Origin of the sequence: Stenotrophomonas sp. PA-6-5C (genome assembly GCF_021605635.1) — a bacterium.
Lineage (GTDB): Bacteria > Pseudomonadota > Gammaproteobacteria > Xanthomonadales > Xanthomonadaceae > Stenotrophomonas > Stenotrophomonas lactitubi.
Map to the genome: position 1 here is coordinate 19267 of NZ_WKEE01000051.1, position 18640 is coordinate 37906.

Annotated in this window: 13 protein-coding genes; 8 read left to right on the top strand and 5 right to left on the bottom strand. The window is 67.3% G+C overall.

The genetic code is table 11. The features are described from left to right. Window positions 1–52: 52 nt before the first annotated feature. The 3 genes from GIW57_RS18870 to GIW57_RS18880 are packed head-to-tail and all read left to right on the top strand — an operon-like array spanning window position 53 to window position 7282. Window positions 53–5425, top strand: coding sequence for a DNA repair ATPase (locus tag GIW57_RS18870; RefSeq protein WP_236512349.1), 5373 nt, complete (start codon window positions 53–55; stop codon window positions 5423–5425). A gap of 26 nt (window positions 5426–5451) precedes the next feature. Further along, on the top strand, window positions 5452–6129 hold the full coding sequence (locus GIW57_RS18875; protein ID WP_100461051.1) for a cell division protein FtsY: 678 nt from the start codon (window positions 5452–5454) through the stop codon (window positions 6127–6129). Window positions 6130–6172: 43 nt separating this feature from the next. Then, on the top strand, window positions 6173–7282 hold the full coding sequence (locus GIW57_RS18880; protein WP_100461049.1) for a toxic anion resistance protein: 1110 nt from the start codon (window positions 6173–6175) through the stop codon (window positions 7280–7282). A gap of 81 nt (window positions 7283–7363) precedes the next feature. Here the strand turns inward: GIW57_RS18880 and GIW57_RS18885 are convergent, their stop codons facing one another. After that, entirely contained in the window at window positions 7364–8251 is an 888-nt protein-coding gene (locus tag GIW57_RS18885; RefSeq protein ID WP_100461046.1) for a LysR family transcriptional regulator, read from the bottom strand. Between the two features lie 96 nt (window positions 8252–8347). Here GIW57_RS18885 and trpB point away from each other — a divergent pair, with 96 nt between their 5' ends. From trpB to glmM, 5 genes are all read left to right on the top strand, one after another. Beyond that, window positions 8348–9565, top strand: a complete 1218-nt coding sequence (gene trpB / locus GIW57_RS18890) for a tryptophan synthase subunit beta (protein ID WP_100461044.1) — start codon at window positions 8348–8350, stop codon at window positions 9563–9565. Continuing rightward, window positions 9562–10242: a hypothetical protein gene (locus GIW57_RS18895; protein WP_100461041.1), complete on the top strand. Its 681-nt coding sequence runs from the start codon at window positions 9562–9564 to the stop codon at window positions 10240–10242. Before trpB ends, GIW57_RS18895 begins: the two co-directional genes overlap by 4 nt. 1 nt (window position 10243) lies before the next feature. Continuing rightward, window positions 10244–11053, top strand: a complete 810-nt coding sequence (trpA, locus tag GIW57_RS18900) for a tryptophan synthase subunit alpha (RefSeq protein ID WP_100461039.1) — start codon at window positions 10244–10246, stop codon at window positions 11051–11053. Window positions 11054–11269: 216 nt separating this feature from the next. Beyond that, on the top strand, window positions 11270–12145 hold the full coding sequence (gene accD, locus GIW57_RS18905) for an acetyl-CoA carboxylase, carboxyltransferase subunit beta (RefSeq protein WP_089236309.1): 876 nt from the start codon (window positions 11270–11272) through the stop codon (window positions 12143–12145). Further along, a complete protein-coding gene (gene glmM / locus GIW57_RS18910) occupies window positions 12145–13509 on the top strand; it encodes a phosphoglucosamine mutase (protein ID WP_236512350.1) in 1365 nt (454 codons plus the stop codon). The genes accD and glmM overlap by 1 nt, the downstream gene beginning before the upstream one ends. A 72-nt stretch (window positions 13510–13581) precedes the next feature. Here glmM and galE read toward each other — a convergent pair whose 3' ends face one another. The 4 genes from galE to GIW57_RS18930 all read right to left on the bottom strand — a co-directional run bounded on the left by galE (window position 13582) and on the right by GIW57_RS18930 (window position 18558). Continuing rightward, window positions 13582–14589 carry a UDP-glucose 4-epimerase GalE gene (gene galE / locus GIW57_RS18915; protein ID WP_100461035.1) on the bottom strand — a complete coding sequence of 336 codons (1008 nt, stop codon included), beginning with the start codon at window positions 14587–14589 and terminating at the stop codon, window positions 13582–13584. Window positions 14590–14659: 70 nt separating this feature from the next. Beyond that, window positions 14660–15517 carry a polysaccharide deacetylase family protein gene (locus GIW57_RS18920; RefSeq protein WP_100461033.1) on the bottom strand — a complete coding sequence of 286 codons (858 nt, stop codon included), beginning with the start codon at window positions 15515–15517 and terminating at the stop codon, window positions 14660–14662. Beyond that, window positions 15510–16655: a glycosyltransferase family 4 protein gene (locus tag GIW57_RS18925; RefSeq protein ID WP_236512351.1), complete on the bottom strand. Its 1146-nt coding sequence runs from the start codon at window positions 16653–16655 to the stop codon at window positions 15510–15512. Before GIW57_RS18925 ends, GIW57_RS18920 begins: the two co-directional genes overlap by 8 nt. A 19-nt stretch (window positions 16656–16674) precedes the next feature. Continuing rightward, a complete protein-coding gene (locus GIW57_RS18930; RefSeq protein ID WP_236512352.1) occupies window positions 16675–18558 on the bottom strand; it encodes a sulfatase-like hydrolase/transferase in 1884 nt (627 codons plus the stop codon). Window positions 18559–18640: the final 82 nt, after the last annotated feature.

The window sequence follows — 18640 nt, forward strand, 5'->3', positions numbered from 1 at the left end:
ACCCGTGCCGGCCGCATCGACGGCCGGCCGTCCGTGAGCCGGAAACCTGCTGATGTCCGAAACCAAACCGTCCACCGAGTCCGTCGTGCCTGAGGCTGCCGGCGATACCGTCGACCAGGCCGTTGCCCAGGGTGGCGCCTATGAAGTCCTGCGACGCCGTCTCGGCGAACAGGGCCAGCGCCTGCAGGCCGTTGCCGAGCAGCTGAACCGCCAGCGCCTGGCCGAGTTCGGCGACAGCCGCCTGGAGGTGGTCGGCCGCTTCCGCATCCGCAGCGAGAACAACTGTGTCGGCCGCGACATCGTCCAGGTCGGCCCCGACCGCCTGCTGTTCGGCTACAACGTGTTCATCGGGCTGAAGACCCAGACCCGCATCGAAGATGTGTTCGGCCTGTACCGGCTGGTACAGGGCACTGAGGGCTACGACGTCGCCGCGCTCGAGCTGAAGGGCAGTTTCCTCGACCAGCCCGGCTTCGTGCACGACTTCAACGAGCTGTACGCCTACTACAAGCATGCGCGCCTGCTGCAGCTGATCGTGGTGGGCGACAAGCTGCTGGCCTCGTTCCAGATCGGCGAGCGCAGCAGCGACGTGCGCGTGTTCCGCTGGGCGCTGTCACGCGAAGGTGAACTGACCTATCTCGATGCACGTGGCGAGCGTGACATCGCCTTGCCACCGCCGTTCGATTTCGAATGGACCCGCGCCACGCGCGACCTTGCCGTCAACGGCCGCCACTCGCATCTGAACATCCTCGATACCCTGTTCGTGGAAACCACCGGTGGCGACCTGACCATCAAGGTGGAGAACAACACCGAAACCGGGCAGGGCATCTACAGCGAACCGGTGGATGACGGCACGCAGTCGCTCGACGACGCGCAGTTCGAGTTTGCCCGTGTCGGCTCGCTGGTGCTGCTGAAAGTGTTGCCCTACCGCGAAACCGAATGGCGCGGGCTGATCTACAACACGCTCACCGGCGACATCGTGCGCAACGATGCCATCGTCCAGGCCTGCGTGCAGCTGCCCGAGGACCACGGCATCATCTTCCCCGGCGGCTATTACCTGCAGGGGGGCGAGCACAAGGCGTTCGACGCCTCGATGGATGGCATGCAGTTCAAGCGCAGCATCCGTTCGCCCAACGGCGAGGACGTGCTGTACATCTTCTACGAGCGCGAAGGCGGGCGCTCGGCGCTGTTCGTCTACAACACCATCCAGCGCGTGCTGCAGAACCCGGTGTTCGGCCACGGCTATGCCTTCATGCAGGACGGGCGCATGGTGCTGTTCCATGCAGAAGGCAGCGAGCCGACCCGCATCCATCCGATGCAGGTCTGGCAGACGCCTTTCAGCAGCGATGAGTTCGCCGCCAGCCGTCCGCCCGGCAATACCTTCATGGGGCGCATCGGCAACGCCGAGCTGGTGCGTGGCATCTCCAACCTGTTCAACCTGGCGCGCGAAATCGACGGCCAGGATGTATCGGTGCAGCGCTACCAGCGCCTGGTGGCCGACACCCGGCGGCTTTTCGATGCGCATCATTGGCTGGGCGACGAGGCCTGTGATGGTGCCGAAGCGTTGCTGCGGCAGATCAGCGCCACCGGCGAATCGGTGCTGGACGAATACGAGAAAGTGCAGTCGATCCGCCAGCAGTCGGCGCAGGCGATGGCCGAGGCCGAGAGCACGCACAAGGCGCTGCTGGGCCGGCTGCAGCCGGAAAACTGGAGCGAGGTGCAGGCCTTCGTCGAAGCGCTCAACGCGATCACCGCGCTGCGCGGCCGCCTGCTGACCATCCGCGAACTGCGCTACATCGATACCGCGCGCATCGAGGCGATGGCCGCCGAGCTGGTGCAGGCGCATGACCGTGTCGGCGCCGCCACCGGTATCTTCCTTGCCGGCGACGCGGCACTGGCGCCCTTGACCGCCCGCATGCAGGCGCTGGACGAGGCTGCACAGCAGGCCGCCAGCGCACGCCAGCTGGATGAGCAGCTGGACGGCCTGCGCGACATGGCCGGTGATCTGGACATGCTGTCCGAGCTGATGGCCGGGCTGAAAGTCGACGATGCGACCGCGCGCACCCGCGTGGTCGAATCGATCTCGCTGCTGTACGGGCGCCTGAACCAGGCGCGCGCACGGGCCGAACAGCGTCGCAAGACGCTGGGCTCGGCCGAAGCCGTGGCCCAGTTCGCCGCCCAGTTCGCCCTGTTCTCGCAGTCGATCACCAGCGCGCTGGCGATGGCCAGCGACCCTGAGCGGGCCGACGAACAGTTGTCGCGCCTGCTGGTGCAGCTGGAAGAACTGGAAAGCCAGTTCGGCGAGCACGAGCAGTTCCTCGGCGACATCCTGAGCAAACGCGAAGAGCTGGTCGAAGCCTTCGACACGCACAAGCAGGCCCTGCTGGATGATCGCCAGCGCAAGGCGCGCTCGGTGCTCGATGCCGCCAACCGCATCCTCGACGGCCTGGGCAAGCGTACCGAGCGGTTCGGCACGGCCGACGAACTGAACGCGTTCTTCGCCGGCGATCCGCTGATCCTCAAGCTGCGTGAACTGGCCGAGCGCCTGCGTGCGCTGCGCGACAACGTCAAGGCTGACGATGTCGAGGCGCGCCTGAAGGGTGTGCGCGACCAGGCCGTGCGCCAGCTGCGCGACCGCAGCGACCTGTACGAGGCAGGAGGCAACGTCGTCCGGCTTGGCCCGCGCCATCGTTTCAGCGTGAACACCCAGGCGCTGGACCTGACCCTGCTACCGCGTGGCGAAACCCTTGCCATCCATCTCACCGGTACCGACTTCCTGGAGACCCTGCACGATCCCGAGCTGGATGCGCTGAAGCCGTTCTGGCAGGTGACCCTGGATTCGGAATCGGACGCGATCTACCGCGGCGAATACCTGGCCGGGTGCCTGTTGCTGGCGGCGGAGGAGGGCCGGGATGGCCTGGACCTGGCCCAGCTGCAGCACGATGCGGCCGAACCCGAAGCGCTGGACCAGCGGGTCCGCGCGTTTGCCGCGCCCCGTTACCGCGAGGGGTACGAGCGCGGTATCCATGACCATGACGCCGCCCTGATCCTGCGCGCGCTGTTGCCGTTGCAGCAGGCCGCCGGCCCGCTGCGGCATTCGCCCCACGTGCGTGCGTTGGCGCTGCTGTTCTGGGCCGCGCGGCAACGCGATGAAGCCGTGGCGCAGTGGCCCGGCCGGCAGGCCGGCGCGGAGGCCATCGCGCGCCTGTTCGGTTCCGATGAGGGGCGTCAGGCGCTGCGCGCGGAAATGGCGAAGGCGCTGCATGACTACGCACAGACCCATGCACTGCCGTTCGACGCCGCCGCCGCCGATGCTGCAGCGGCGTATCTGGGCGAAGAACTGGTCGCCGGCGAGCCGGTGTTCAGCAGCAGCCGCCACGCGCAGGCACTGCTGGACGCGCTGTCGCAGCAACTGGAGCAGGCGGGCCAGCGTGAAGCGCTTGAACGTGCACTGCAGCGCTCGCAGGATCCGCTGGCCACGCGCTGGGCGTTGGCCGGGCAATGGCTGCGGGCGCTCGCCGGGCTGCCGGCACAATCGGCGCACGCCGGCTATGTGGAAGAAGCGGCAGCATTGCTGCTGGTGCAGCGACAGCTGCGCACGCGTTCCAGCGATGCACCGCTGCAGGCGGAGGTCAATGGCCTGCTGGGCGAGCATGCCCGCATCCACAATGGCAGCCTGACCGTGTCACTGGATGATTTCCTGGCACGCCTGCAGCACCACCTGCAATCCTTCGTGCCGGCCTTCCATGCCTATCAGGCCGTGCGCCAGGGCATCATCGGCCGCGAGCGCGAAACCCTGCGGCTGTCGGAGTTCAAGGCGCGGCCGTTGTCGTCCTTCGTGCGCAACAAGCTGATCAACGACGTGTATCTCGGCGTGATCGGCGACAACCTGGCCAAACAGATGGGCACCGTTGGCGAGAACAAGCGCAGCGACCTGATGGGCCTGCTGATGATGATCTCGCCGCCCGGCTACGGCAAAACCACGTTGATGGAGTACGTGGCGCATCGCCTCGGCCTGGTCTTCATGAAGATCAACGGCCCCGCACTGGGCCACGAAGTGCGGTCGCTGGATCCGCAGCAGGCGCCGGACGCGACCTCGCGGCAGGAACTGGAAAAGCTCAACCTGGCGCTGGAGATGGGCAACAACACCATGTTGTATGTCGATGACATCCAGCACACCCACCCCGAGTTCCTGCAGAAGTTCATCTCGCTGTGCGATGGCACGCGTCGCATCGAAGGCGTGTGGCGCGGTCGTACGCGCACCTACGACATGCGTGGCAAGAAGTTCTGCGTGGTCATGGCCGGCAACCCGTATACCGAGTCCGGCGAAGTGTTCAAGATCCCGGACATGCTGGCCAACCGTGCCGACATCTACAACCTGGGCGACGTGCTCGGCGGCATGGAAGCGGCCTTCACCCTCAGCTACATCGAGAACAGCCTGACCTCCAACCCGGTACTGGCACCGCTGGCCACGCGTGAGATGGCCGACCTGTACCTGCTGGTCGATCGCGCGATGGGCAAGGATGTCTCCAGCAACGGCCTGAGCCATGCCTACAGTGGCGCCGAGGTCAACGAGATCACCGCCACCCTGCAGCGCATGCTGCGCGTGCGCGACGTGGTCTACAGGGTCAACCAGCAGTACATCGCCAGCGCCGCGCAGGACGACCGCTATCGCACCGAACCGCCGTTCCGCCTGCAGGGCAGCTACCGCAACATGAACAAACTGGCGGAGAAGATTTCGCCGGTGATGAATGACGACGAGCTGCAGCAGCTGATCTCCGACCACTACCTGGGCGAAGCGCAGCTGCTGACCACCGGTGCCGAAGAGAATCTGCTGAAGCTGGCCGAGCTGCGTGGCGTGCTGGATGACGAGCGCGCGCAACGCTGGGCGCAGATCAAGCGCGATTTCCTGCGCAACAAGGCGATGGGCGCCGGTGACAGCGATGTCGGTGGGCGTGTGGTCGCGCAGCTGGCCGACATCGCCAGTGCGTTGCAGCTGCCGCCACCGCCGGTGGAGGTAGCCGCCGCACCCGAGCCGGCGCCATGGCCGGCCCTGCTGGCGGCGCTGCAGCGTCTGGCAGATGCACGGCCGGCCAGTGCGCCGGCCGCTGCCGCGCCGCAGGCCGCAGCCACGCCATTGGCCGAAGACCTGCAGGCCGGTCTGGCACCGCTGCTGCAGTTGCTGGTCGCCTCGCAGGAGCAGCAGGTACAGCTGTCGCAGACGTTGGCAGCATTCGCCGGGTGGGCACGGCAGCAGGTAGCGACCGATGTGGCCACGACCGACCCGCGTCGTCGCCCGCGCGTGCGTCGTGCAGCGACTCCGGAAGAACGTGCGCTGGACGAAGCGCTGATGCGCCACTTCTACGGTGAGTCATTGCCGCCGGAAACGGTGGCTGATGACGGCCCACGACCGCCACCACTGCCGTGACCTGCGTGCGCTCCCTGCCCGGACCCATGCTTCCTGCGCGTGTCGATGTGGCCGCGCTGGCCGTGTACGGCAGCCCCTTGCTGCAGGTATTGGCCGAGCCGGCACCGTTGCAGGCCGGCACGGGGGGCGAAGGACTGGTGGCTGCGCTGGCGCGGATCGCCTTGGCCCTGCAGGCCAGCGAGCCGGCGCGCCTGCGGCGGCAGGAGAGCTGGTGGGGGCGCTTGCTCGGCCGCGACGTAGCGCGCCAAGCGCAGGCGCAGGGGTTGCAGGCGCAGCTGGGCGTGCTGGTGCTGCAGGCGCGCGAGCAGGCACAGGGTCTCGCGCAGCATGTGCAGCAGCGTGCCCAGACCATCATCGACAACGATGCGGCTGCCGCCGCGTTGGAGGCCTGGGCCACGTTCGGCGCCGCCCAGTTGGCGAGCCTGGAAGGCGCTGCGCAGGTCGCGCTGGCCCCGCGCGTGGACCACCTGCAGCGGCTGGCCACGCTGCGGCGCATCGAAAGCGGGCAATGGCAGCTGCTGCAGGAGCAGGACGAAGCCCTGCTGCAGCGCTTCGTCCGCATCCATGATGTCCTGCTGCCCGCTTGGCGCCAGGCGGCGCTGGCTGGCCAGGCTCAGGCCCAGGCTGCACAGGTCGCGCAGGCAGCTGCGCTGCAGGCCCAGATCGACGACGAAGTGGCCGCTGCTCAGGCTAGACTGCCCTGAGCCGGCCGCCGCTGCCGCTTATCCACCGCAAGGACACTGCCCGATGACCCAGGACAGCCAGAACTCCGGCACGCTCGTGCCCGCCACCACGCCCGCCCCGGAACTTGATGACAGCACGTTGAAGGCCCTCGGCCTGGTCCGCGACGACCTGCCGCGCATCGCCGAAATCGGCCACGAGCTGGAAGACCTGCGCCCAGGCAATCTGCAGGTGTTCGGCCGTGAAGCCGCCGCACGGACGACGGCCTTCTCCAGCCAGTTGCTGGACCAGGTACGCAATCGTGACCTCGACGCCAACGGCGAGAAGCTCGGCGAAGTGGTGCGCATCGCGCGCGAGCTCAAGCTGGATGGTTTTTCGCAGCGCTCGAAAGTGCCGGTGATCGGTGGCCTGATCGATCGCCTGCGCTCCTCCAAGGGCGAACTGGTGCAGAAGTTCAGCGATACCAATTCGCAGATCGAACAGCTGCTGGGCGACGTCGGCGCGCAACAGGCGCTGATGGGCAAGCGGGTGAGCGATTTCGACCGCATGCACGACATCGTCCGCGAAGAGCGTCACGCCCTGGGCCTGTATGCCGCCGCCGGCAAGCAGCGCCTGGCCCAGCTGCAGTCCGAGCAGTTGCTGGGGCAGGGCAGCGAAGATCCGCAGCAGCGCATCCGTCAGAGCGAGATCGACAATGCGATCCGCCTGATCGAGAAGCGCGTCTCCGACCTGCAGCTGATGCAGCACGCGGCTGACCAGTCGTTGCCGATGATCCGCCTGATCCAGGCCAATGCGCTGCAGTTGATCGAGAAGTTCAACACCGTCCGCGACATCACCATCCCATCGTGGAAGCGCCAGTTCGCGATCCAGTTGTCGCTGGGCGAGCAGAAGAACGCGGCCGAACTGGCCAATGCGATCGATGATGCGACCAACGAGCTGATGCGACGCAATGCAGACCTGATGCGCCAGGCTTCGGTGGACACTGCACGCAGCAACCAGCGCGGCGTGATCGACGTGGCCACGTTGCGCCATGTGCACGATCAGCTGATCGCCACGGTCGAAGAGGTGCGCAGCATCCATCGAGAGGGCATGCAGCAGCGTCAGCAGGCCGAAGTCGAGTTGTCACGCCTGCGCGAGGATCTGCAGCAACGCCTGGCGGCGCCGACGGCACCCTGACAGCGCTTGGCAGCATCGAGCGTGCTCGATCGCTGCCGGTTGGTCCTTCTGTAGAGCCGAGCCCGCGCTCGGCCTTCGTACTCAACGCAACTGCCCAACCACCCAGTCCGCCAGCGCGTCCACGCGCGCATCGACAGGACCGTCCGGCCGCGCCAGCACCCAGAATCCGCCGGTCGCGGCAAACCCCCACGGTGCCAGCAGCCGCCCTGCGGCCAGATCCTCTGCCACCAGCGGCTCGGGCGCGATCGCCGGGCCCAGCCCCGCCACCGCCGCTTCCAGCAGGTAGTACAGGTGTTCGAAGCCGGTGCCCAGTTGCAGCTGGCCTGGATCCAGATCATGTGCCTGCGCCCACGCCGGCCACGCTTGCGGCCGCGAACTGGTATGCAACAGCGTTTCCTGCAGCAGGGCCGACGGCGGCACGTCGCGCAGCCGATGCGCCGCCGGGTGCGAGGGCGCCACCACCACGCCCACCCGTTCCGGTGCCAACTCGCGCACCTGCCAACCGCGTGGCCACGGCCCCTGCGCCAGCAGCAGCACCGCATCCAGCGTGGCCTGCGTCTCTGTGAAGCTGCCATCCAGGGCCGACCACTGCAGGTGCACGCCGGGCAGGGCCGCCTGCAGGGCCGGCAGCCGCGGAATCATCCAGCGCGCCAGCACGCTGCCGCTGCACCCCAGCACCAGCGCCGGAGAGGCCGCCGGCCGCTGCAATGCGCGCACGCAGTCCTCGATGCCGTTGAAGGCCTCGCTGCAGGCTTCCTGCAGGCGGGTGCCGGCGGCGGTCAGGCGCAGGCCGCGACCGGCCCGCTGGAACAGGGCCAGGCCCAGATGGTCTTCCAGCAGCTTCAGTTGCCGGCTGACCGCGCCATGGGTTACATGCAGGGCCTGTGCAGCGCGGCCAACGCCGCCCAGACGTGCGGTGGCCTCGAATGCCCGCAGGGCATTCAGCGGCGGCAGCAGTGAGGTGCTCATGTGAGATTTCCTGACAGGATGCGCCAGATAATATCCATTTTCCGGACACAACCCGTGCGCTAAAGTGTCAACCTGTCTGAATGACCGGTCGTTCCCATGTCTGCCTCCCCCATTGCCGATTTCCATGCCTTCCCGGACGCCCAGGGCCACTTCGGCCGTTACGGTGGCAGTTTCGTCGCCGAAACCCTGGTCGGCCCCCTGCAGGAACTGGCCCAGGCCTATGACCAGGCCCGTCAGGATCCGGCGTTCCAGCTGGCCTATGACCGCGACCTGGCCCATTACGTGGGCCGGCCAAGCCCGATCTACCATGCTGAACGCCTCAGCGACCACGTCGGCGGCGCGCAGATCCTGCTCAAGCGCGAGGACCTGAACCACACCGGCGCGCACAAGATCAACAACACCATCGGCCAAGCGCTGCTGGCTGCGCGGATGGGCAAGAAGCGCATCATCGCCGAGACCGGCGCCGGCCAGCATGGCGTGGCCAGCGCCACCGTCGCCGCGCGGCTGGGCCTGGAGTGCGTGGTGTACATGGGCGCTACCGACATCGAGCGGCAGAAGATCAACGTCTACCGCATGAAGCTGCTGGGTGCGACGGTGGTGCCGGTCACTTCCGGCTCGGCCACCCTGAAGGACGCCCTCAACGAAGCGATGCGCGACTGGGTCACCAACGTGCAGGACACCTTCTACATCATCGGCACGGTCGCCGGCCCGGACCCGTACCCGCGCATGGTGCGCGACTTCAACGCCATCGTCGGCCGCGAGGCGCGCGAGCAGATGCTGGCCGAATACGGTCGCCTGCCCGATGCGATCACCGCCTGCGTCGGCGGCGGCAGCAATGCCATCGGCCTGTTCCATGCCTTCCTCAACGACCGCCAGGTCGAGATCGTCGGCGCTGAAGCGGCCGGCGATGGCATCCACACCGGCCGCCACGCAGCCTCCATCGCCGCCGGCCGTCCGGGCGTGCTGCACGGCAACCGCACTTATGTGCTGTGCGACGACGATGGCCAGATCATCGAGACCCATTCGGTATCGGCCGGACTGGACTACCCGGGCGTCGGTCCGGAACATGCGTTCCTGGCCGACAGCGGCCGCGCGCGCTACGTCGGCATCACCGACGAAGAGGCGTTGCAGGCCTTCCACCTGCTGGCGCATACCGAAGGCATCCTGCCGGCGCTGGAGTCCAGCCACGCGCTGGCACAGGCGATGAAGCTTGCGCGCGGGCGTCCGCGCGACCAGATCGTGCTGTGCAACCTTTCCGGCCGCGGCGACAAGGACGTGCACACCATTGCTGCGCGCGAAGGCCTGGTGCTGTGAGTGCGCTGATGCGCAACAGCAGCGTACTGCTGCTGGCATTCGGTCTGGCCGCGTGCCAGCCGCCGGAGCCGCCCGTACTGGCGCCGGCGGCCAAGGCAACCACGCAGCCTGCGCAGCAGGCCGCCGCCAATGAAGATGTCGACCCTCTGGCGCGCACGCCGATTGATGACCCGCCCGCAGCGGAAGGTGAGGGCGACGACGAGGGCCCGGCCGTGGTCTCGGTGGCGCTGGATCATGCCGGCGAGGTGCTGATCGGCCAGCACTTGAACGATCTCAAGGCACTCGGGCCGTGGACGGCGCAAGGGGCGGTCGAAGCCCTCGGCGGCAGTTGCGAGTATTACGACGGCACGGCCCTGCCGGCGGGCGTGTCGATGATGACCGACGAGGACCGCGTGGTTCGTTTCGACCTCGGCCTGGATCCGGACAGCGGGGCGCCAGCCGAGCAGCCCGGCCCGTTTGGCCTGCGCGTGGGAATGACCCGCGCCCAGGCGGTCGCCCGGTTCCCGAAGCCGCCTGTGTCCAGCCCGCATGCCTACGACGGCGAGCAGGGCGAATACCTGACCTGGCAGGACCCGGGCTCGGCCCTCGGCATCCGCGTGGAACTGTTTGAAGGGAAGGTCCTCCAGATGTACTGGGGAACCAGTGAAGCGATTGAACTGATTGAAGGATGTGCCTGAGATGTCCGTATCCCGACTCGATGCCTGTTTCCAGCGCCTGCGCGAGCAGCAGCGCAAGGCCCTGATCCCCTTCATCACCGCGGGTGATCCGTCCCTGGAAGCCACGGTGCCGGTCATGCACGCGCTGGTCGAGGCCGGTGCCGATGTGATCGAACTGGGCGTGCCGTTCTCCGACCCGATGGCCGATGGCCCGACCATCCAGCGCAGCTCCGAGCGTGCGTTGGCCCGCGGCGCAGGCACCCGATATGTGTTGCAGGCAGTGGCACAGTTCCGCGAACAGGATGCGCAGACGCCAGTAGTGCTGATGGGCTATCTCAACCCGGTGGAGATCCACGGTTACGTGGCGTTCGCCAATGCGGCGGTGGCCGCTGGCGTGGACGGCGTGCTGCTGGTCGATCTGCCACCGGAAGAGGCCGGCGAGGCGCAGCAGGCCTTCGACGCAGCAGGCCTGGCGCTGGTTCTGCTGGCATCGCCGACCACCAGCGAGGCGCGCGCCGACAAGCTGCTGGCGCTGGCCCGCGGCTATCTCTACTACGTCAGCTTTGCCGGTGTCACCGGCGCTTCCGAACGCCTGGACAGCGACGCGGCCAGTGCACGTCTGCAGGCGCTGCGGGCCAAGGCCAGCGTGCCGGTGGTGGCCGGCTTCGGCATCAAGGATGCAGCCAGTGCGGCGGCCATGGCCCGCCAGGCCGACGGCGTGGTGGTCGGCAGTGCGCTGGTGGCGGTGCTCGCCGAAGCGGGTTCCGCCGAGGAGGCTGCGCAGCGCGCCGCTGCATTCCTGGCTCCGCTGCGGCAGGCGCTCGACGCGTAACGGTAGTGCCGGCCGCTGGCCGGCATCCTCCGTAGCTGCCCGCTTGCAAGCGCTGCCGGCCGGCGGCAGGCACTCCCCAACACCTAAACGTACGTCCCAGCATGGTTTTTTCCATCGGGGCCAAGGCCGGGCAGGGGGTGCACGGGCAGGGAAAGCGGAGCTAGACTGTCCGCCTTTGCGGCCCTCGGGCCGCCCTGAACGGAAGTGTCCTCCCGCATGAGTTGGCTCAGCAAGTTGATGCCGTCTGGCATCCGCACCGACAACACCCCCAGCAAGAAGCGCAGCGTCCCCGAGGGCCTGTGGGAAAAGTGCAGCAACTGCGGCAGTGCGTTGTACCGTCCGGAGCTGGAAGAGAATCTGGAGGTCTGCCCGAAGTGCGGCCACCATATGGCCATCCGTGCGCGTGCGCGCCTGGCCGCGCTGTTCGACGCCGACAGCACCACCGAGATCGCTGCCCGCCTGGGGCCGACCGACCTGCTGAAGTTCAAGGACCAGAAGAAGTACGGCGAGCGCATCAAGATCGCGCAGAAGAACACCGGTGAGTACGACGCGCTGATTGCCATGCGCGGCCTGCTCAAGGGCCGTCCTCTGGTGGCCTCGTCCTTCGATTTCGCCTTCATGGGTGGCTCGATGGGTTCGGTGGTCGGCGAGCGCTTCGCCCTTGCCGCCGAGACCGCGGCCGAGATCGGCGCACCCTACGTGTGCTTCTCCGCCAGCGGTGGCGCGCGCATGCAGGAAGGCCTGTTCTCGCTGATGCAGATGGCCAAGACTTCGGCCGCGCTGGGCAAACTGCGTGAAGCCGGGCAGCCGTACATCTCGGTGCTGACCCATCCGACCACCGGTGGCGTGTCGGCGTCGTTCGCGATGCTGGGCGACATCAACATCGCCGAACCGCGTGCACTGATCGGCTTCGCCGGCCCGCGCGTGATCGAGCAGACCGTGCGCGAGAAGCTGCCGGAAGGGTTCCAGCGTTCGGAGTTCCTGCTCGAACACGGTGCCATCGACCAGATCTGCGACCGCCGTGAACTGCGCGACCGCCTGGCCGACCTGCTGGCGATGCTGCGCCGCGAGCCGGCACCGGAGGAGGTTTGATGGGGAGCCGCAAGTACTTCGGTACCGACGGCATCCGTGGTCGGGTCGGCCAAGGGGCGATCTCGGCTGATTTCGTGCTGCGCCTGGGCAACGCCCTGGGCCGCGTGCTGGTTGCCCAGCGTGGCCAGGAGGGTCGCCGTCCGATCGTGGTGATCGGCAAGGACACGCGGATCTCCGGCTACATGTTCGAAGCCGCGCTGGAAGCCGGGCTGGTCGCTGCGGGCGCTGACGTGCAGCTGCTCGGCCCGATGCCGACCCCGGCCGTTGCCTTCCTCACCCGTACCCTCGGCGTGGATGCGGGCATCGTCATCAGTGCGTCGCACAATCCGCACTACGACAACGGCATCAAGTTCTTCTCCGCCCAGGGCGAGAAGCTCGACGATGCCACCGAACTGGCGCTGGAAGCTGCGCTGGACGTGCCGTTCACCACGGCCGTTTCGGAGAAGCTCGGCAAGGCCTCGCGTGCACGCGAGGCCGTCGGTCGTTACATCGAGTTCTGCAAGTCCAGCGTGCCGCGCTCGTTCGATCTTCGCGGCGTGCGCCTGGTGCTCGACTGCGCGCATGGCGCCACCTACCAGATCGCGCCGCTGCTGTTCCGCGAACTGGGTGCGGAGGTCATCGGCATCGGTGCCGAACCCAATGGCATCAACATCAACGACGGCGTCGGCTCGACCCACATCGACAACCTCGCTGCCAAGGTGCGTGAGACCCGCGCCGACCTGGGCATCGCCTTCGACGGTGATGGTGACCGGGTGTTGATGGCCGATGACCACGGCAACCCGGTCGACGGCGATGACCTGGTGTACATCCTGGCGCGTGCGTGGCAGGCCGAAGGTCGCCTGCGCGGCCCGGTGGTCGGTACCTTGATGAGCAACTTCGGTCTGGAAAAGGCCCTGGCCGAACTGCAGATTCCGTTCCAGCGCAGCAACGTCGGCGACCGCTACGTGCATCAGGCACTGGTGGAGGGAGGCGGCGTGCTCGGCGGCGAAGCGTCCGGCCATCTGCTGTGCCTGGACCGGGCCACCACCGGTGACGGCATCGTCAGTGCCCTGCAGGTGCTGGTGGCGCTGAAGCAGCAGGGAAAGAACCTGCGCGAAGCGCTGCAGCCGTTGTCCAAGGTGCCGCAGAAGACGGTCAACGTGCGCCTCGGTGATGTCTCGGCCAAGGCCATCGTGCAGGCCGAGAGCGTGCAGGCTGCGCTGACCGAAGCGCAGCAGGCCGTATCCGGACGCGGACGTGCCTTCCTGCGTCCCTCCGGCACCGAACCGGTGGTGCGGGTCACGGTCGAGGCCGATGACGCGACGTTGATGCAGGACACCCTGGATCGGCTTTCGGCGGCGGTCAGGACAGCGGCTGCGGCCTGAGCCCTGTCGCTGGATCGAACCGACAACATGGCCGCCTGTGCGGCCATGTTGCTGTCTGGCGCAAGCAAGGCATCAGGCGCTGCGCGGCATCTCCGTCTGCCATTTCCAGGTGTCGCGGCACATGTCCGCCAGACCATGGCGCGCGGTCCAGCCCAGCTCGCGCAGGGCAAGGGACGGGTCGGCAAAGCTCACCGCGATGTCGCCGGTGCGGCGACCGGTGATCCGGAACGGAATCGGCCGGCCGACGGTCTGCTCGAAGGCCTTGATCAGTTCCAGCACGCTGTGGCCCTGTCCGGTGCCCAGGTTCAGGGTGATGCTGCGGCGCTTGTCGCGCAGGTACTGCAGCGCCAGCACATGGGCCCGCGCCACATCTTCCACATGGATGTAATCGCGTACGCCGGTACCGTCGCAGGTCGGGTAGTCATCGCCGAACACCTGCACTTCGGGCAGCAGGCCGGCAGCTACCTGGGCGATGTAGGGCATCAGGTTGCTGGGGGTTCCGTGCGGCAGCTCGCCGATCAGGGCGCTTGAATGCGCACCCACCGGGTTGAAGTAGCGCAGCGTTGCCGCATGCAGCGTTGTGTCGGCACTGACCAGGTCGGTCAGCAGGTGCTCCACCACCAGCTTTGAACGGCCATAGGGTGTCATCGCGCAGGTCGAGGCCGTCTCGGCCACCGGGCAATGGTCCTGGTCGCCGTACACCGTTGCCGACGAGCTGAACACGAACGTGCCCACGCCGGCATCGCGCATGGCGCCGAGCAGGGCAAGGGTGCCGCTGATGTTGTTGTCGAAGTAGTCCAGCGGCATCTGCCGCGATTCGCCAACCGACTTCAGCGCGGCAAAATGCAGCACCGCATCGATCGAATGCTCGCGCAGCAAGGCCGCGATCCGCGCACGGTCGCGCACGTCGGCCTGTACGAACAACGGTGTGGTCCCGGTGATGCTGCCGATCCGATCGATCACCCCGGCGTCGCTGTTGCAGAGCGAGTCGACGATGACCACCGTATGGCCCTGCTGCTGCAGTTCCACGCACGTGTGGGAGCCGATGAATCCCGCACCGCCGGTAACCAGAACGTTCATTTCCTGTATTCCTTCCACTCGGTTGAAGCTTCCTTGCCGAAGCTGTGTCAGACCGGGCCTGGAGACGCCGTCACGGCCCCGGCACCATCTTCTTCTGCCGCGCCTTGAAACCATTGAACAGCGGTGCGATCAGCGGGTTGTAGCTCCACGCGATGCGCTTGCGCAGCCAGCTTGCCGGCCGGTTGCGGATGGCGAAGCGATAGATACGCTCGGGGTCGCCGCCGACCACGTTGCGTCCGAACGGATGGGTGGTGTGCAGGTAGCGGAAGCCCTGCTCACGCGCCACTTCGATGTAGTCCTGGTCGAAATCACCGTACGGCCAGCACAGCGTGTCCGACACTTCGCCCAGCTTCTCCAGCAGCACTTCCCTGGCCTTCGACAGGTCGCCACTGATGCCGGCACGGCGCTGCGCGCGATCCAGGTCCTGGCGGCGCAGCCAGCGCGTGTGGGTGTGGGTATGGCAATGGATCTCGAAGGTGCCCGCCTCGATGGCCGCACGTGCTTCGCTCCAACGCATCATCACTTCGTCGCTGCGGTCCTGCTTGTAGATCAGGTCTTCGCACGCGCGATGCTCGGGCGTTTCCGGCAGCGTGGCACCGGTGATGCCGGCATGCGGGCGCATCGGGCCCTCGTGCATCCAACCGGTCACCACGAACACCACCGCGTGCATGCCGTACTTCTGCAGGATCGGATGGGCGTAGACCCAGTTGTCCAGGTAGCCATCATCGAAGGTGATCACGATCGACTTGCGCGGCACCGGCTTGCCGGCCAGGAAACCGGCGTACTGGTCCAGCGTCAAGGAGGTCCAGCCGGTGCGCGCCAGCCAGGCGATCTGGCTTTCGAAATTCTCCGGCGACACCGTGATCATGCCGGGCGAGTTGCTGACGTGATGATGCATCAGCACCGGTACGGTTCTGGCATTAGCCATGACCCAGCTCCTTCATCCATTGGTGGTAGTAGTGTTCGGTGGCTTCAGCGTGGCCTTCGGGGCTGAAACGCTTGGCGCTGCGGATCCAGTCCCAGCCGGAACGTCCCATCTGCCGTCGGCGCTCGGGATCGTCCACCAGCAGCCGCAGCGCGCCGGTCAGGGCGGCGCCGTCACCGAGTCGGGTGAGGATGGCATTGCTGCCTTCCACCAGCATTTCGGGCACGCCGCCAACCCGGTGCGACACGATCGGCAGGCCCGCCTGTGCCGCTTCCAGGAACACCGTGCCCGATGCTTCCTTGTGTGTGGCCAGGGCGAAGATGTCGAAGCCGGGCATCAGCTGGCTGGCATCGCTGCGGAAACCCAGTAGATGGACCTGGCGCTGCAGGTCGTGCTCGGCGCACGTGGCCTGCAGACGCTGCATCACCGCCTGGCCATCGCCGACCACCACCAGATGCAGGCGGGGGTTGGCCTTGCACAGCGGCAGCATGGCCTGCAGCAGTTCGGCGTGGCCCTTGGGTTCGCGCAGCACGGCCACGCAGCCCACCACGATGTCCTGTTCATCGAATCCGAGCTCGGCGCGCACGCGTGCGCGGGCCTCCTGCAGTGCCTGCCAGGATGATTCCTGCGCGGCGCCTCTGCTGGTCGGAGACGTCGCCATCGGCGGCACGATGCCGATGTGATCGGCGGGAATTCCTCGGTCCGCCAGCAGTTGCTTGACGAAGTTGCTCACCGTGATCAACCGGTGCGGCAGGCCGGTGTAGGTCAGCAGCGAATTCACCGGGCTCATCAGGTGGCGCGAGCGCACCACCAGCGGCGTGCCGCCGAGGCGTGCGCCCGCGGCGGCAATCAAGGCATCGCGACGGCTGGTGGTGTTGACCACGTCGTAGCGCTCGCGGCGCACCAGCCGTGACACCGACCAGATGCCGTGCAGCAGCCGGGACATGCCGCCCATGCGCAGCGTATGCACAGTGAAGCCATCGTCGCGCGCGCGGGTGGCCAGGCGCGCGTCCGGCTGGCACAGCAGGGCGACGTCATGGCCGCGCGCGCGCATCACCTGCATGTGGCGGAAAATGTAGATCTCCTGCCCACCCATGCCTTTGGCGGCTTCGGTATGCAGGATGCGCAGCGGGCGGTTCATGGTGGATCGGTCCTTGGATTCAGCGGTTGCGGAAGCGCGTCAACGCTTCCCATGCCGCGCGGATGCTGGCGGCGTCAGGGGTCTGTTGCGGCAGGGGGCGATAGCGCGCATCGAGCGCGGTGGCGTTGCCGAATTTGTCGAACACGTAGATCGCCTCGCCAGCGCGCACCGCACGCTGCGACCAGCTTTCCACCACCAGCGCACGCTTGCCGGTCGGTGCAGCCAGCAGGTCGTGGCCGGTGCTGTAGTCGGTCAATGCGTTCTCGCAGCCCAGGCCGTGACGCATCAGCGTCGGTACCCAGTCTTCATGCGAGCTGACGCGCGCGTCGCGGCCACCAGCCTGGCCCGGCCAATGCAGCACGAACGGCACCTGCAGCTGGTAATTGGAGAAGTTGCCGTTATGGCCCCAGTAGTTGAGCTTGAGGTCGTTGAATTCCTCGGCGTGGTCACCGGTCACCAGCACGATCGTGTTCTGCTCCAGGCCCTGTGCGCGCAGGTCATCCAGCAGCGATCCAATCAGGCTGTCGGCGTAATGCACCGAGGTGTGATAACGGTTCAGTTCCGGCGTTGGATCGTGCTCGGGGCCGAACTTGAGAAAATCGATGGCATCGGCCATCGGCGTAGCGAGCGGCGGATAGCCGGCTGGCATGTGGTACGGCGCGTGGGTGGAATCGAGGAACACGAAACCGAACCACGGGCGCTGCGCAGCCTGGCTGGCGCGGATGTCCTTCTGCAGTCCAGCGACGATGGCGGCATCACGGCCGTCGGAGGTCAGTTCGGACGGCCCCTGGTGCAGCTGGTCGCGGACATCGGCGAACGCCGTGCGATCGAATTCCGGGCTGTACAGCGGCGCGCTGCCATACAGATGCAGGTCATAGCCCTGCTGTCCCAGCACCTTGAACAACTGCGAGCCACGCTGCTCGTCGAGCATGCTGGGCCAGTAGCCACCCGGCAGGCCGTACAGCAGCCCGAACAGGCCATAGCGGGTGGCGTTGCCGGTGCTGAAATGATGTTCGTACACCCGCGAGGACCGGGCCAGTGCCGATGCGTTGGGCATGAACTGCGGGGTGAGCACGTCATGGCGCAACGACTCCAGCACCACCATCAGTACGTTCGGCCGCTGGTGGCTCTGGCAACGCAGGGGCTGCAGTGGATAGTTGAGCTGGGCATGGCGCGGATCGGGCAGGCCGACCTGGTGCTGGCTGACCACGCCGAAGCGGCGCATCGCACTCTTGGCGGTGATCGGTTGCGCCCATGGCAGGTAATTCCACTGGCTGATCACTGCGCGTTCGCCGAGCGCGTCGTAGTAGGCAGTAGCGACCTGGCCGCCGCCCATCAGCAGGGCGATCACCGCCCAGGCCTGCAGTACCCGCCGCCGCAGCGGTGCTGCGGGCAGCAGCTTCCAGCATGCCCAGGCCAGCAGTCCCTGCGCGGCGAAGATCGCCGACACCATGGCAGCCGCCTGCAGCCAGGTCTTCCAGGACAGGCTCACCTGGTCCTGCAGGGCGCCGCCGAACACCATGTTGGCGACCATCGCGTTGAGGTGGAAGCGATACAGCGCGAACACCTTGGCATCCACCAGCAGCAGGCACAGCCACAGGCCCTGGCAGATCACAGCCGACACACTCAATGCGCGCGCGCTGCGCGGCCACAGGCCGATGGCCAACGGCAGCAGGCCGGCCAGCGCGCCGAACGCGAGCAGATGGCCGGGCAGGGCAATCGCCAGATAGGCCAGGCCGAGCGTCCCGCCGGGGTTGTCGCGCAGCGGCACGTTGCCCAGCGCGATGAGCGCGGCCAGCACCGCGTTGGCCGCGATGAACAGGGACCACCAGGCCAGCCTGCGCCAGCGTCGGGCAGGGCCGGGAAGAGCGGCGGCGGTGGCGTCGGGCAGGGCGGCGTCCATGGAGAAGGCGGGGTGGGATGGGGCAACGGGGGGCGTTTACCGGCGGGACGCAGGCGGTAAGCCGCGGGCGGGGGGGGCGTGG

What these genes read in the sequence shown, in the direction of transcription:
- GIW57_RS18870 (WP_236512349.1), top strand. Translation starts at nt 53, where the DNA reads ATGTCCGAAACCAAACCGTCCACCGAGTCCGTCGTGCCTGAGGCTGCC.
- GIW57_RS18880 (WP_100461049.1), top strand. Translation starts at nt 6,173, where the DNA reads ATGACCCAGGACAGCCAGAACTCCGGCACGCTCGTGCCCGCCACCACG.
- GIW57_RS18875 (WP_100461051.1), top strand. Translation starts at nt 5,452, where the DNA reads ATGCTTCCTGCGCGTGTCGATGTGGCCGCGCTGGCCGTGTACGGCAGC.
- trpA (WP_100461039.1), top strand. Translation starts at nt 10,244, where the DNA reads ATGTCCGTATCCCGACTCGATGCCTGTTTCCAGCGCCTGCGCGAGCAG.
- trpB (WP_100461044.1), top strand. Translation starts at nt 8,348, where the DNA reads ATGTCTGCCTCCCCCATTGCCGATTTCCATGCCTTCCCGGACGCCCAG.
- GIW57_RS18925 (WP_236512351.1), bottom strand. Translation starts at nt 16,655, where the DNA reads ATGAACCGCCCGCTGCGCATCCTGCATACCGAAGCCGCCAAAGGCATG.
- GIW57_RS18930 (WP_236512352.1), bottom strand. Translation starts at nt 18,558, where the DNA reads ATGGACGCCGCCCTGCCCGACGCCACCGCCGCCGCTCTTCCCGGCCCT.
- glmM (WP_236512350.1), top strand. Translation starts at nt 12,145, where the DNA reads ATGGGGAGCCGCAAGTACTTCGGTACCGACGGCATCCGTGGTCGGGTC.
- GIW57_RS18920 (WP_100461033.1), bottom strand. Translation starts at nt 15,517, where the DNA reads ATGGCTAATGCCAGAACCGTACCGGTGCTGATGCATCATCACGTCAGC.
- GIW57_RS18885 (WP_100461046.1), bottom strand. Translation starts at nt 8,251, where the DNA reads ATGAGCACCTCACTGCTGCCGCCGCTGAATGCCCTGCGGGCATTCGAG.
- accD (WP_089236309.1), top strand. Translation starts at nt 11,270, where the DNA reads ATGAGTTGGCTCAGCAAGTTGATGCCGTCTGGCATCCGCACCGACAAC.
- galE (WP_100461035.1), bottom strand. Translation starts at nt 14,589, where the DNA reads ATGAACGTTCTGGTTACCGGCGGTGCGGGATTCATCGGCTCCCACACG.